At 56.9% G+C, this 11,871-nt stretch carries 12 protein-coding genes; 4 read left to right on the top strand and 8 right to left on the bottom strand.

Going from position 1 to position 11,871, the window contains the following annotated elements:
* Window positions 1–50 precede the first annotated feature (50 nt).
* Complete coding sequence (gene trmJ / locus ACZ6J2_RS05480) at window positions 51–776, bottom strand: tRNA (cytosine(32)/uridine(32)-2'-O)-methyltransferase TrmJ (RefSeq protein ID WP_033146224.1); 726 nt, start codon at window positions 774–776, stop codon at window positions 51–53.
* A 131-nt stretch (window positions 777–907) separates the two neighbouring features.
* Here trmJ and suhB point away from each other — a divergent pair, with 131 nt between their 5' ends.
* Window positions 908–1,711 carry an inositol-1-monophosphatase gene (gene suhB, locus ACZ6J2_RS05475; protein WP_023308828.1) on the top strand — a complete coding sequence of 268 codons (804 nt, stop codon included), beginning with the start codon at window positions 908–910 and terminating at the stop codon, window positions 1,709–1,711.
* A gap of 59 nt (window positions 1,712–1,770) precedes the next feature.
* On the opposite strand, the gene ACZ6J2_RS05470 is transcribed toward suhB, so the two are convergent.
* Entirely contained in the window at window positions 1,771–2,751 is a 981-nt protein-coding gene (locus ACZ6J2_RS05470; RefSeq protein ID WP_471725095.1) for a nickel/cobalt transporter, read from the bottom strand.
* Entirely contained in the window at window positions 2,742–3,380 is a 639-nt protein-coding gene (locus ACZ6J2_RS05465; protein WP_121931818.1) for a DUF1007 family protein, read from the bottom strand. Before ACZ6J2_RS05465 ends, ACZ6J2_RS05470 begins: the two co-directional genes overlap by 10 nt.
* Before the next feature lie 125 nt (window positions 3,381–3,505).
* Here ACZ6J2_RS05465 and csiE point away from each other — a divergent pair, with 125 nt between their 5' ends.
* Complete coding sequence (gene csiE, locus ACZ6J2_RS05460; RefSeq protein ID WP_033146227.1) at window positions 3,506–4,783, top strand: stationary phase inducible protein CsiE; 1,278 nt, start codon at window positions 3,506–3,508, stop codon at window positions 4,781–4,783.
* Here the strand turns inward: csiE and ACZ6J2_RS05455 are convergent.
* Window positions 4,778–5,923 carry a 3-phenylpropionate MFS transporter gene (locus ACZ6J2_RS05455; protein ID WP_471725094.1) on the bottom strand — a complete coding sequence of 382 codons (1,146 nt, stop codon included), beginning with the start codon at window positions 5,921–5,923 and terminating at the stop codon, window positions 4,778–4,780. The two genes, csiE and ACZ6J2_RS05455, sit on opposite strands and share 6 nt — an antisense overlap.
* Window positions 5,924–6,096: 173 nt before the next feature.
* Between ACZ6J2_RS05455 and ACZ6J2_RS05450 the strand changes: the two genes are divergently transcribed.
* Window positions 6,097–6,519 carry a DoxX family protein gene (locus ACZ6J2_RS05450; RefSeq protein WP_471725092.1) on the top strand — a complete coding sequence of 141 codons (423 nt, stop codon included), beginning with the start codon at window positions 6,097–6,099 and terminating at the stop codon, window positions 6,517–6,519.
* Window positions 6,520–6,575: 56 nt separating this feature from the next.
* Here the strand turns inward: ACZ6J2_RS05450 and glyA are convergent, their stop codons facing one another.
* Window positions 6,576–7,829 (bottom strand): serine hydroxymethyltransferase, encoded by a 1,254-nt coding sequence (gene glyA, locus ACZ6J2_RS05445; RefSeq protein WP_008502165.1) that lies wholly within the window; start codon window positions 7,827–7,829, stop codon window positions 6,576–6,578.
* 304 nt (window positions 7,830–8,133) lie between these two features.
* Between glyA and hmpA the strand changes: the two genes are divergently transcribed.
* On the top strand, window positions 8,134–9,324 hold the full coding sequence (gene hmpA, locus ACZ6J2_RS05440) for an NO-inducible flavohemoprotein (protein ID WP_471725090.1): 1,191 nt from the start codon (window positions 8,134–8,136) through the stop codon (window positions 9,322–9,324).
* A gap of 81 nt (window positions 9,325–9,405) precedes the next feature.
* Here the strand turns inward: hmpA and glnB are convergent, their stop codons facing one another.
* The 3 genes from glnB to qseG all read right to left on the bottom strand — a co-directional run bounded on the left by glnB (window position 9,406) and on the right by qseG (window position 11,871).
* Window positions 9,406–9,744 carry a nitrogen regulatory protein P-II gene (gene glnB, locus ACZ6J2_RS05435; RefSeq protein WP_003860685.1) on the bottom strand — a complete coding sequence of 113 codons (339 nt, stop codon included), beginning with the start codon at window positions 9,742–9,744 and terminating at the stop codon, window positions 9,406–9,408.
* Window positions 9,745–9,809: 65 nt separating this feature from the next.
* Entirely contained in the window at window positions 9,810–11,147 is a 1,338-nt protein-coding gene (gene glrR / locus ACZ6J2_RS05430; RefSeq protein WP_023308835.1) for a two-component system response regulator GlrR, read from the bottom strand.
* Complete coding sequence (qseG, locus tag ACZ6J2_RS05425) at window positions 11,134–11,871, bottom strand: two-component system QseEF-associated lipoprotein QseG (RefSeq protein WP_369604426.1); 738 nt, start codon at window positions 11,869–11,871, stop codon at window positions 11,134–11,136. Before qseG ends, glrR begins: the two co-directional genes overlap by 14 nt.

Genomic DNA, 11,871 nt, shown 5'->3' with positions numbered 1-11,871 from the left:
CTGATGCCCTCACCCCGGCCCTCTCCCACGGGGAGAGGGGGAAATCGACACTACTCTTTATTCTTCTGCTCAATCGACGCCAGAATCCCGCGCAGGATATTCAGCTCCTGGCTTTCAGGGCGCGCGCGGGTAAACATACGGCGCAGCTTGTTCATCACCTGGCCCGGGTGGCCTTCACGGATAAAGCCGGTTGAGAGCAGCGTCTGCTCCAGGTGACCGTAGAAGCGCTCAAGATCGTCCACCAGCGGGTAGGCCGTTTCTTCTTTAGGCTCTACCTGTTTCTCCTGCGTCGCCAGCCACGCCATACGCACCTCATAGGCGATAACCTGCACCGCCATCGCCAGGTTCAGCGAGCTGTATTCCGGGTTCGCCGCGATGGCGACGTGATAATGGCACTTCTGCAGCTCGTCGTTGGTCAGGCCAACGCGCTCGCGACCAAACACCAGCGCAACCGGAGCCTGTTCCGCTTCTGAGACGCTTTTCAGGCCGCATTCGCGCGGATCCAGCATCGGCCATGGCAGCGTGCGTGAACGTGCGCTGGTGCCAACAACGAGGCTGCAGCCGGCCAGCGCTTCGTCAAGGGTATCGACGATCTGAGCGTTGCCGATCACGTCGCTGGCACCGGCCGCCAGGGCGATAGCCTGCGAGTCAGGTTTCACCAGCGGGTTAACCAGCCACAGGTTCGTTAAGCCCATGGTTTTCATAGCGCGGGCAACGGAGCCCATGTTGCCGGTGTGCGATGTTTCGACCAGCACGATTCGAATGTTTTGCAGCATAATTTTTAATGTCTGAATTAAGCGTCTGAAGAATATTCCGGCATATTATCATAAACGGGAGACATAATCCGATCCCACTGCTATACTCTGCGCCGATTTTCCTGTTCTTTAACATCCAGTGAGAGAGACCGATGCATCCGATGCTGACCATCGCCGTGCGCGCAGCGCGCAAGGCGGGTAATGTAATTGCCAAACACTACGAAACGCCAGACTCCGTAGAAACCAGCCAGAAAGGCAGCAATGATTTCGTGACTAACGTCGATAAAGCCGCAGAAGCGATTATTATCGAAACGATCCGCAAATCTTACCCGCAGCACACCATCATCACCGAAGAAAGCGGTGAACATGAAGGTACCGATCAGGATGTTCAATGGGTTATCGATCCACTGGATGGCACCACCAACTTTGTTAAACGCCTGCCACACTTCTCTGTGTCTATCGCAGTACGCATTAAAGGCCGTACTGAAGTCGCCGTTGTTTACGATCCAATGCGTAATGAACTGTTCACCGCTACCCGCGGTCAGGGCGCACAGCTGAACGGCTACCGTCTGCGCTGCAGCAACGCACGCGATCTGGACGGCACCATCCTGGCGACCGGTTTCCCGTTCAAGGCGAAACAGCACGCGACCACCTATATGAATATCCTGGGCAAACTGTTTACCGAATGCGCTGACTTCCGCCGCACCGGTTCTGCCGCGTTGGATCTGGCTTATGTAGCAACAGGCCGCGTTGACGGTTACTTCGAGCTGTCACTGAAGCCGTGGGACTTTGCTGCGGGCGAGCTGATCGCACGTGAAGCAGGCGCCATCGTGTGTGATTTCACCGGCGGCCATAACTATATGTCTACCGGCAACGTCGTTGCGGGTAACCCACGCGTTGTGAAAGCCATGCTGGCCAACATGCGTGATGAACTGAGCGATGCGCTGAAGCGTTAATCCAGTTAGTTAAGCCCGGTGGCGCTACGCTTACCGGGCCTACAAAATCCCTCAGTACGCTAGAAAGGCCGCAATCCCCTTCCCACCGGCACGGCGCTCATCCACATCGTCACCGCCGCCACCAGCAGAATCATCCCGCCCGCCAGCGCAAGCGTTGTCCACCCTACCTGCCGCCACAGCACCGGCGTTTTATTGCCGCTGAGTCTGACCGCAAGCTGACGGAAGCTGTGAACCAGCAGCGCTAAAGACGAAATGGTGAGAGACGTCCCTGCCGCCATCGCCAGCGCGGAAAGCATTCCCCAGCCAAACACGCCAATCACCTTACTGAACAGCAGCACCATGATGGCCCCCGAGCACGGGCGCATGCCCATCGAGAGAACAATCATCAGCCGCGCGCGCCAGTCGTCACCGCTCTGCAACTGTTCCTGCGTGGGCAAATGCTGATGCCCGCAGCCGCAGTTTTCATCATGAACATGATGCGGCGTAAAGGTTTTGAATTTCGGTTTTTGCAGCAGCACGCGCAGCTTTTTCAGCGCCCGCCAGCAGAGGATCAGCCCCAGCACGCCCACCAGCGCGTAACTCCCCTTTTCCAGCCAGAAACTGCTCATGTGCAGCTGGCGCGCGGGAAGCTGCAGCAGCGAAAGCACGACCACGACGAGCGCAATCGCCACGCCGCCCTGAAGCAGCGAGGAGGCCAGCGTCAGCCCGATACTCGATTTCAGCTTCGACGGATGGGTCGCGAGCCAGGTCGTTATCACGATTTTGCCGTGCCCCGGCCCCAGCGCGTGCAGAACGCCATAGATAAAGCTGAACACCAGCAGGGATCCGCCCGCTTTGGTCGGGTTCTCCGCCACCGCCTTCAGCAGACCGCTCATCTGCTGGTTGACCTCACGCTGCCAGACGATGCTTTTCATCATGACCTGCGGCCAGGCCTGCCATAGCCAGAGCGAACCGCAAACGGCTAGCAGGAGAAAGAGCGCCAGCGGCCAGAGGTGCAGCCAGCGGCGCGGTTTCCGAACCGGAGAAGAGATCACTGACATTGTAACGTCACCTCCTGCGCGAACTGTTTACCCAGTTCCATGTCCTCAGGCGGTGCATCTTCTTTATCAAGCGAGACCGCAAAGTTCAGCGTCTCTTCGCTGGGTTTCGGGGTGTGCACGCCAATTTTGCAGTTTTTTTGCAGAGCGTCCGGCAGCCGTACGTCGCCGTCTTTGTCATAGCGCATGTCGACATAGTAGGTAGGATCAAAGGTAGAAAAGCGGTACGTTTGCCCCGCCAGCGGCTGCGGATGCGCCAGCGGAAGCACAAACGTCAGCACCGCCTGATGCCCGTCACGCGTCATACCGTATTCCGTTGGCCGGTTAAGAAATTTGACCTTCTGCCCGTTGTGCCAGAATTCCGTGAAGTAGTGCTGGCCGAGCACGTTAGCCATTACTTCCGCCGCCAGCTTTTTCCAGATTTCATCGCCAGGCTTCGCGTTTCCCGCATCATAGAGCAGATCGGCCGAGGTGATTTCATCCATCGTCCAGCGCATCTTCAGGCCGCTCAGCTGCGTGCCGTCGGTAACCAGCTCGGTCTGGAGGTCAATAAAACTGTGAGGGTGTGCGCTGGCGGTGAAGCTGATAACCGCCAAAAATAACGCCATCGCACTTTGTTTAACTGTTTGCATCAATTCCTCACGTCAAAAATTCTGTGATGTTCCCCAGCAATCCTGAGTGAAAGGCCTGCCGGCGCGCTTTTCAGCGCTCATCCTTTAGCTATTCTTATCAAACATTCACACTGGATACCCGACAGATGATGACGACGCTTGAAATTCCATCTGTGCTTTCCAGTTCGCAGCGCCGCTGCCAGGTGCTTTTGATGCTTTACCTGCCCGATGCTGCCGTCACCGCAGAGAGCATAATCGCTGCCAACGGGGTGGACGACGCGATGGCACGGCAAGATATAGCCGAGACGCGCGATGAAATCCAGCGCTATCACCGGCTGGACATCGTTACGCACCACGACGGCAGCTACCGGATTGAAGGCACAGCCCTGAATCAGCGTTTATGCCTGCTGCACTGGCTGCGCCGGGCGCTGCGGCTTTGCCCGCAGTTTGTCTCTCACCAGTTTACTCCCGCATTAAAAACCGCGCTTAAACAACACGGCATTGCGCGGCCGCTGTACGACGATGCGAACCTGCGGGCGCTGATCGGCTTCTGCTCACGCAAGCTCCAGCGCCAGTTTGAATGCCGCGACGTCCAGTTTTTACAGCTCTATCTGCAATACTGTCTTATTCAGCACCAGCTCGGGAATACGCCGCAGTTTTCTCACGTTCAGCGCAGCTGGACCCAGTCGAGAGGGGAGTATTTTACGGCCCAGGAGATCGTGCGTCACTGGAGACGTCGCGTGCCGCAGGGTGCGCACGGGGATGAACAGCTGTTTCTGGCGCTGCTGTTTATGATGCTGCGCACGCCCGATCCGGTGCTCGATAAACACCAGCAGGATCAGCGCTTGCGCCGGGCCATCGTGCGCATGGTCGCCCGTTTTCGCTCGCAGACCGGGATGAACTTCAGCGATGAGCAAGGGCTGACCGATCAGCTGTATATCCATCTGGCTCAGGCGCTGGACCGCTCGCTGTTTGAGATCGGCATCGACAATAGCCTGCCGGAGGAGATCCATCGTCTCTATCCCCGGCTGTTACGCACCACGAAGGAAGCGCTGTTTGAGCTGGAAGCGGAGTTTGGGCTGCGTTTTTCTGATGAAGAGATGAGTCTTGTCGCGGTGATTTTCGGTGCCTGGCTGATGCAGGAGACCGATCTGCACGAAAAACAGGTGATACTGCTGACGGGAGACGATAAAGCCAGCGAGGACCTGATTGAACAGCAGCTTCGCGAGCTAACGCTGCTGCCGCTCAACATTCGCTATCTGACGCTGCAGGCTTTCCAGAAAGAGGGGGCACCGCGCGAAGCCGCGCTGGTTATCACCCCCTACCCTACCGTCCTGCCGCTGTTCTCGCCGCCGCTGATACATGCCGTTGAGACATTGAACGCGCAGCAGCAAGAACATATTCGCGCCATGCTGGAATCATAGTGGCGCGCGAGCGACCACTTTAGGGCGAACAACGATGGCGGGTAAGGCGACCAGCGCCATCACCCAGAAGACGCCATGCCCCAGGTGCTGGTAGAGGAATCCCGCAAAGACCGTCATGATCGCGATACTGCCCCCCATCGCGACCGCCGAATAGACGGCCTGCAGGCGAATAACGTCTCCGCCCTCGCGCGCTGCGATATAGCGCATCGCCGCCAGATGGCACACGGTAAAGGTGCCGCAGTGGAGAATTTGCGCCACTATCAGCCACGGCAGATCGGTCGTCCAGCCCATAATCCCCCAGCGCGCCACGCCGCACACGGCGGAAAGCAGCAGGAGGTCTCGCGCGCCAAAGCGACGGAACAGCTTCTTGCTCAGGGCAAAGATAATGACTTCGGCCACTACCCCCAGCGACCACAGATAGCCCACTGCGGAAGCAGAATATCCCGCCCCCTGCCAGTAGATGGCGCTGAAGCCATAGTACGCCGCATGCGCCCCCTGAAGCAGACAGACACACGCCAGAAAACGCCAGCTCTGGGCCACCAGGCTCCGCCAGGCGGGCCAGCCTGCGCTCTCCTGATGGCGGCTTTCCCCTTGCGGCATCACCGACGGACGCAGCAGCATACCCAGCAGCATCGAGGCAATACCGATACTCAGCAGGGCGAGAATGGCGCGGTAATCGTAAAGGCTGACCAGTTTGCCCACCAGCGCGGAGCCAATCACAAAGGCAATTGAGCCCCACAGGCGCACGCGGCCGTAGTCCATGGTGATCTGCTTTTGCCAGGTGTTCGCCAGGGCATCCGTCAGCGGTACCAGCGGTGAGAAGAACAGGTTAAAGCCGACCATCACCACCATCAGCCAGGCAAACTGGTGGCTGACCCAGAAGCAGGCAACAAAGACCAGCGTCAGCAAAGCAAGAATGCGCACGGCCTTGATCAGTAAGGAGGGATCGCTGACGCGCGGGGCAATCAGCAGGCTGCCGAGGAAACGCGCCACCAGCCCGGCCCCCAGCAGGACACCGATAGTCTCAGGAGTCAGGCCGATACCCTTGAGCCAGACGCTCCAGAAGGGCAGAAAAATACCGTAGCTAAAGAAATAGGTGAAATAACTGAGCGCCAGCCAGCGCGTGGAATGCAAGACCATGAATCCCTCCCGAAATCGAGGCCATAGTCTGGCGAGAATATAAAAATTAAGCAAGTAGATAGCCTGCTATAAATTAACGAAAAATTAACATCTTGTGCAGTCGTCTGGCTTATGGCAGGGAATGAAAATATGTATTACGTTTAAATTACTCCACTTGCAGAGGTTTTTCTGCCATGAACTCACTACGTTATTTCGATTTCGGTCAGTCACGTCACCTGCTGCTGCTGATTGGTCGCATCGCGCTTGTCGTGCTGTTTATCATCTTTGGCTATCCAAAACTGACGGGGTTTAGCGGCACCGTACAATATATGACCTCGCTGGGTACGCCGATGCCCATGCTGGCGGCCATTATTGCGGTGATGATGGAAGTCCCTGCCGCCATTCTGATCGTGCTGGGCTTTTTCACCCGCCCGCTCGCGGTACTGTTTGTATTCTATACGCTGGGCACGGCGATTATCGGTCACCATTACTGGGATATGACCGGTGATGCGGTCGTACCGAATATGATTAATTTCTATAAGAACATCAGTATTGCTGGCGCCTTTATTTTACTGGCCATTGTTGGTCCGGGGGCTATTTCCCTCGACCGGCGTTAAGCCCCAAAAAAAAAGGCCGCAAGCGCGGCCTTTTTTATTTCTGCAAAGCAGAGGAATTACGCGTATACCGGGAAGCGTGCGCAGATATCCAGAACTTTACCTTTGACGCGCTCGATAACCGCTTCGTCATTGATGTTGTCCAGAACGTCACACATCCAGCCAGCCAGCTCTTTCACTTCCGCTTCTTTGAAGCCGCGACGAGTCACGGCCGGAGAACCGATACGGATACCGGAGGTCACGAACGGGCTCTTCGGATCGTTTGGCACGCTGTTTTTGTTCACGGTGATGTTGGCGCGGCCCAGGGCTGCGTCAGCTTCTTTACCGGTCAGGTTCTTATCAACCAGATCCAGCAGGAACAGGTGGTTTTCAGTACCGCCGGAGACCACTTTGTAGCCACGGTTCAGGAACACTTCCACCATCGCTTTAGCGTTCTTAGCAACCTGCTGCTGATAAACCTTGAATTCTGGCTCCATCGCTTCTTTCAGCGCAACGGCTTTAGCCGCGATAACGTGCATCAGCGGGCCGCCCTGCGCGCTTGGGAATACGGCGGAGTTCAGTTTTTTGTACAGCTCTTCGTCACCGCCTTTCGCCAGGATCAGGCCACCGCGTGGACCCGCCAGGGTTTTGTGGGTGGTGGTGGTCACAACGTGAGCGTGTGGAACCGGGTTCGGGTAAACGCCAGCGGCAATCAGACCCGCAACGTGCGCCATGTCGACGAACAGGTAAGCACCAATGCTGTCTGCGATTTCACGCATTTTTGCCCAGTCAACGATACCGGAGTAAGCAGAGAAGCCACCGATGATCATCTTCGGTTTGTGCTCTTTAGCCTGCTTCGCCATGTCTTCGTAGTCAATTTTACCGGACTCATCAATACCGTAAGGGATGATGTTGTACAGTTTGCCGGAGAAGTTAACCGGGGAGCCGTGAGTCAGGTGGCCGCCCTGCGCCAGGTTCATACCCAGAACGGTATCGCCCGGCTGCAGCAGCGCGGTGTAGACCGCGAAGTTAGCCTGAGAGCCAGAGTGCGGCTGCACGTTTGCGTAGTCAGCGCCAAAGAGTTCTTTCGCACGATCGATAGCCAGCTGCTCAACGATATCAACATACTCGCAACCGCCGTAGTAGCGCTTGCCCGGGTAACCTTCAGCATATTTGTTAGTCAGCTGAGAACCCTGCGCCTGCATAACGCGCGGGCTGGTGTAGTTTTCGGAGGCGATCAGTTCGATGTGCTCTTCCTGACGTACTTTTTCCTGCTCCATAGCCTGCCACAGTTCGGCATCATAATCGGCAATGTTCATTTCACGCTTTAACATCCGCATCTCCTGACTCAGCTAACAAGTAAATTTTGGCCTGAAAAGGCAGTCCTGTTGGACGACGGGCAACAGTATAACTGATTAGTTCTGTGATAACAGGTCTTGACAAACGATTTTACGCAAACGTTTTCCTGCGCGCCACGCAAGGGTTTGAGGAATAAAGCTCTCGCCCTTTCGAGCGGATTTCTTTTCAGGTTTGTGATGCATATTTTTCATCTTGCAAAGAACCATTTACAACGCAGGGGTATTTTTTATAAGATGCATTTAAAATACATCATTAAAGTCACATCAGAAGGATGCGCTCATGCTCGACGCTCAAACCATCGCTACCGTTAAAGCCACCATCCCCCTGCTGGTGGAAACCGGCCCTAAACTCACCGCCCATTTCTACGATCGCATGTTTACGCATAACCCGGAGCTCAAAGAAATTTTCAACATGAGCAACCAGCGTAACGGCGATCAGCGCGAAGCGCTGTTCAACGCCATCGCGGCCTATGCCAGCAATATTGAAAACCTGGCTGCACTGCTGCCTGCGGTGGAAAAAATCGCGCAGAAACACACCAGCTTCCAGATCCAACCCGAGCAGTACAACATTGTGGGTGGCCACCTGCTGGCAACGCTGGACGAGATGTTCAGCCCGGGCCAGGAGGTGCTGGACGCGTGGGGGAAAGCCTACGGCGTGCTGGCAAACGTGTTTATCAACCGCGAAGCGCAGATCTACAGCGAAAACGCCAGCAAGAACGGCGGCTGGAAAGGCACGCGCGCCTTCCGCATCGTCGAGAAAACGCCGCGCAGCGCGCTGATTACCAGCTTTGAATTTGAGCCGGTGGACGGACAGCCGGTTGCCGATTACCAGCCGGGCCAGTATCTGGGCGTGTGGCTGAAGCCTGAAGGCTTCCCGCATCAGGAGATCCGCCAGTATTCTCTTACCCGCAAGCCAAACGGCAAAGGCTACCGTATTGCGGTGAAGCGTGAGGACGGCGGTCAGGTATCCAACTGGCTACACAACGAAGCTAACGTGGGCGACGTGGTCCATCTGGCCGCGCCGGCGGGCGATTTCTTCATGGCGGTTGAAGCGAATACCCCGGTTACGCTGATCTCTGCGGGCGTCGGCCAAACGCCAATGCTGGCGATGCTCGATACGCTGGCGAAAGCCAATCACGGTGCGCAGGTAAACTGGTTCCACGCTGCGGAAAACGGCGACGTGCACGCCTTTGCGGATGAAGTGAAAACGCTCGGGGCGTCCCTGCCGCGCTTCACCGCGCACACCTGGTATCGCCTACCGACGGATAAAGACCGCGCGGCCGCTCGGTTTGACAGCGAAGGTCTGATGAATTTAAGCCAGATGGAAGGGGCATTTAGCGCGCCGGACATGCAGTTCTACGTCTGCGGGCCGGTGGCGTTTATGCAGTATGCCGCGAAGCAGCTGGTGGAGCTGGGCGTGAACAAAGACAACATTCATTACGAATGTTTCGGGCCGCATAAGGTGCTGTAATGAAAAAGCCCCTCGTTCGAGGGGCTTTTTTTCGCCGGGTGGCGGCTGCGCCTTACCCGGCCTACAAAACCGTTGGCAATGTTAAATCGCGGCGTCGTCTTCTTCGCCGGTACGGATACGGATCACGCGCGCCACGTCAAAGACGAAGATTTTACCGTCGCCGATTTTGCCCGTCTGCGCGGTGCGGATAATGGTATCCACGCAGGTATCGACGATATCGTCGCTGACCACGATTTCAATTTTTACTTTCGGCAGAAAGTCGACCATGTACTCTGCGCCACGGTAAAGCTCGGTGTGGCCCTTCTGACGACCAAAACCTTTCACTTCCGTCACGGTCATCCCGGTGATGCCGACTTCCGCCAGCGCTTCACGCACGTCATCCAGTTTGAAAGGTTTAATAATCGCATCAATCTTTTTCATGGTGGGTCCTTAAACTCTTGCCTGTAAGCTGCCTCGTAATCGATTGCTCACAGTACCATACGGCATTACTCTTTAAAATCGTTTGCTTCCAGCTCGTGGCGCGACAGCAGCTTGTAGAACTCGGTGCGGTTGCGTCCGGCCATGCGCGCCGCGTGGGTCACGTTGCCTTTGGTGATCTGCAATAGCTTGCGCAGATAGTTCAGCTCGAACTGATTCCGCGCTTCCGCAAACGTCGGCAGAGCCGTGTTTTCCCCTTCCAGCGCCTGCTCCACCAGCGCATCGCTGATCACCGGTGAGGAGGTCAGCGCCACGCACTGCTCAATCACGTTCACCAGCTGGCGCACGTTACCCGGCCAGCCTGCGGCCATCAGCCGCTTCATCGCGTCGGTGGAAAACGCGCGCACGAACGGTTTATGGCGATCGGCCGCCTGGCGCAAAAGATGGTTCGCCAGCAGCGGTATGTCTTCCGCACGCTCCGCCAGCGCCGGGATCTTCAGATTCACCACGTTTAGACGGTAGTAGAGATCTTCGCGAAACTCGTTGCGCGCCATCACTTTTGGCAAGTCGCGGTGGGTGGCGGAAATAATGCGCACATTAATATCGATATCGCGGTTGCTGCCCAGCGGGCGAACTTTTCGCTCCTGCAACACGCGCAGCAGTTTGACCTGCAGCGGCGCGGGCATGTCGCCAATCTCGTCCAGGAACAGCGTGCCCCCTTCCGCGGCCTGGAACAGCCCTTCCCGGCTGCTCACCGCGCCGGTGAATGCGCCGCGGGCGTGACCAAACAGTTCAGATTCGAGCAGCTGTTCCGGAAGCGCGCCGCAGTTAATGGCGATAAAGGCGTTTTTACTGCGCGGGCTGGCGTTATGGATCGCCTGGGCCAGGATCTCTTTCCCGGTTCCGCTCTGGCCGTTGATGAGCACGCTGACGTCGGACTGCGCCACCATCCGGGCCTGTTCAAGCAGACGCAGCATAATGGGGCTGCGGGTGACGATGGACTCCCGCCACGCTTCATCCCCCGCCGGGGCGGCGTGTTCCAGCGCGCTGTCGATAGCCTTATAAAGCGCGTCTTTGTCCACCGGCTTGGTCAGGAAGCTGAAGACCCCCTGCTGCGTCGCGGCAACCGCATCCGGGATCGACCCGTGCGCCGTCAGGATAATCACGGGCATACCCGGCTGCTGCTTCTGGATCTCCGCGAACAGCTGCAGGCCATCCATTTCGTCCATCCGCAGGTCGCTTATCACCAGATCGATTTTCTCGCGGCTGAGGATCTTGAGCCCCTCCAGCCCGCTTTCAGCGGTGACGACGCTGTAGCCTTCGCTCACCAGACGCATCCCCAGCAGCTTTAACAGCCCGGGATCGTCATCCACCAGTAAAAGATGGGCAGGTTTACGGCTCGTCATGCTTCACATCCTCTTGTTTCGGCGTATCGCTGTCCGGTGCAGCGGATGAACTCCCCGGCTGATACTTACGCGACGAGAGCTGCCTTTCGATATCCGTCAGGTTTTCCAGCTTGCGCGTCGTGGTATCCAGCTGCGTACGTAAATGTTGCTGCTGTTGGCGCAGCGTATCAAGCTCGCTGTCGGTTGACTGCTGCAGCTTGCTGTAGCGGGAGCGCTCTTCAGACAGCTGAAGCTGTAATGTCTGCCCATCGCGCCAGAGCTGGTATACCGGGCGTACCTGCACGGGAAGATTGACCACGTACGTGTCCAGTCGGGTCACATTGACGCGGCGTTCAACGGGGGTGATTTTCGCATCTGCGAGTAAAATCCCGCGCTTGAAAGCGTCCTGCCATGTATCGTCATCCAGCATCGCCGCCTTCGAGCGGGCGTCTACCGGCGCAAGACGCTGGGCGCAGTCTATTCCACGCAGCCAGAACAGCGGGTTGCTTTCAACGTCATGTCCTGACAGGTTCCAGATGTCTTCACAGCGGGTGGAGAGGAAATCTGCCAGCTGGTTATCGGGCCATTTATCTTCTTGTTTATCGCTAATGGCACTTTGTGGCGCATGGGAAACACACCCTGCCAGAAATAAACAGGGCAGGCTCAGGCGAAGCGTGTTGCAGGAAAACACCGCGCGTACGGCGCGGAAAAAGACGTGTGACATACTCACCAGACATAGATTCAT

The organism is Enterobacter sp. E14S (assembly GCF_055666685.1).
This window is presented reverse-complemented; position numbering and strand designations above follow the sequence as displayed.

Excerpts from the sequence above, each read along its gene's own strand:
- ACZ6J2_RS05465 (WP_121931818.1), bottom strand. The coding sequence starts at position 3,380 with ATGCAAACAGTTAAACAAAGTGCGATGGCGTTATTTTTGGCGGTTATC.
- glyA (WP_008502165.1), bottom strand. The coding sequence starts at position 7,829 with ATGTTAAAGCGTGAAATGAACATTGCCGATTATGATGCCGAACTGTGG.
- suhB (WP_023308828.1), top strand. The coding sequence starts at position 908 with ATGCATCCGATGCTGACCATCGCCGTGCGCGCAGCGCGCAAGGCGGGT.
- ACZ6J2_RS05455 (WP_471725094.1), bottom strand. The coding sequence starts at position 5,923 with ATGGTCTTGCATTCCACGCGCTGGCTGGCGCTCAGTTATTTCACCTAT.
- glnB (WP_003860685.1), bottom strand. The coding sequence starts at position 9,744 with ATGAAAAAGATTGATGCGATTATTAAACCTTTCAAACTGGATGACGTG.
- qseG (WP_369604426.1), bottom strand. The coding sequence starts at position 11,871 with ATGAATCTATGTCTGGTGAGTATGTCACACGTCTTTTTCCGCGCCGTA.
- ACZ6J2_RS05470 (WP_471725095.1), bottom strand. The coding sequence starts at position 2,751 with ATGTCAGTGATCTCTTCTCCGGTTCGGAAACCGCGCCGCTGGCTGCAC.
- ACZ6J2_RS05450 (WP_471725092.1), top strand. The coding sequence starts at position 6,097 with ATGAACTCACTACGTTATTTCGATTTCGGTCAGTCACGTCACCTGCTG.
- hmpA (WP_471725090.1), top strand. The coding sequence starts at position 8,134 with ATGCTCGACGCTCAAACCATCGCTACCGTTAAAGCCACCATCCCCCTG.
- trmJ (WP_033146224.1), bottom strand. The coding sequence starts at position 776 with ATGCTGCAAAACATTCGAATCGTGCTGGTCGAAACATCGCACACCGGC.
- glrR (WP_023308835.1), bottom strand. The coding sequence starts at position 11,147 with ATGACGAGCCGTAAACCTGCCCATCTTTTACTGGTGGATGACGATCCC.
- csiE (WP_033146227.1), top strand. The coding sequence starts at position 3,506 with ATGATGACGACGCTTGAAATTCCATCTGTGCTTTCCAGTTCGCAGCGC.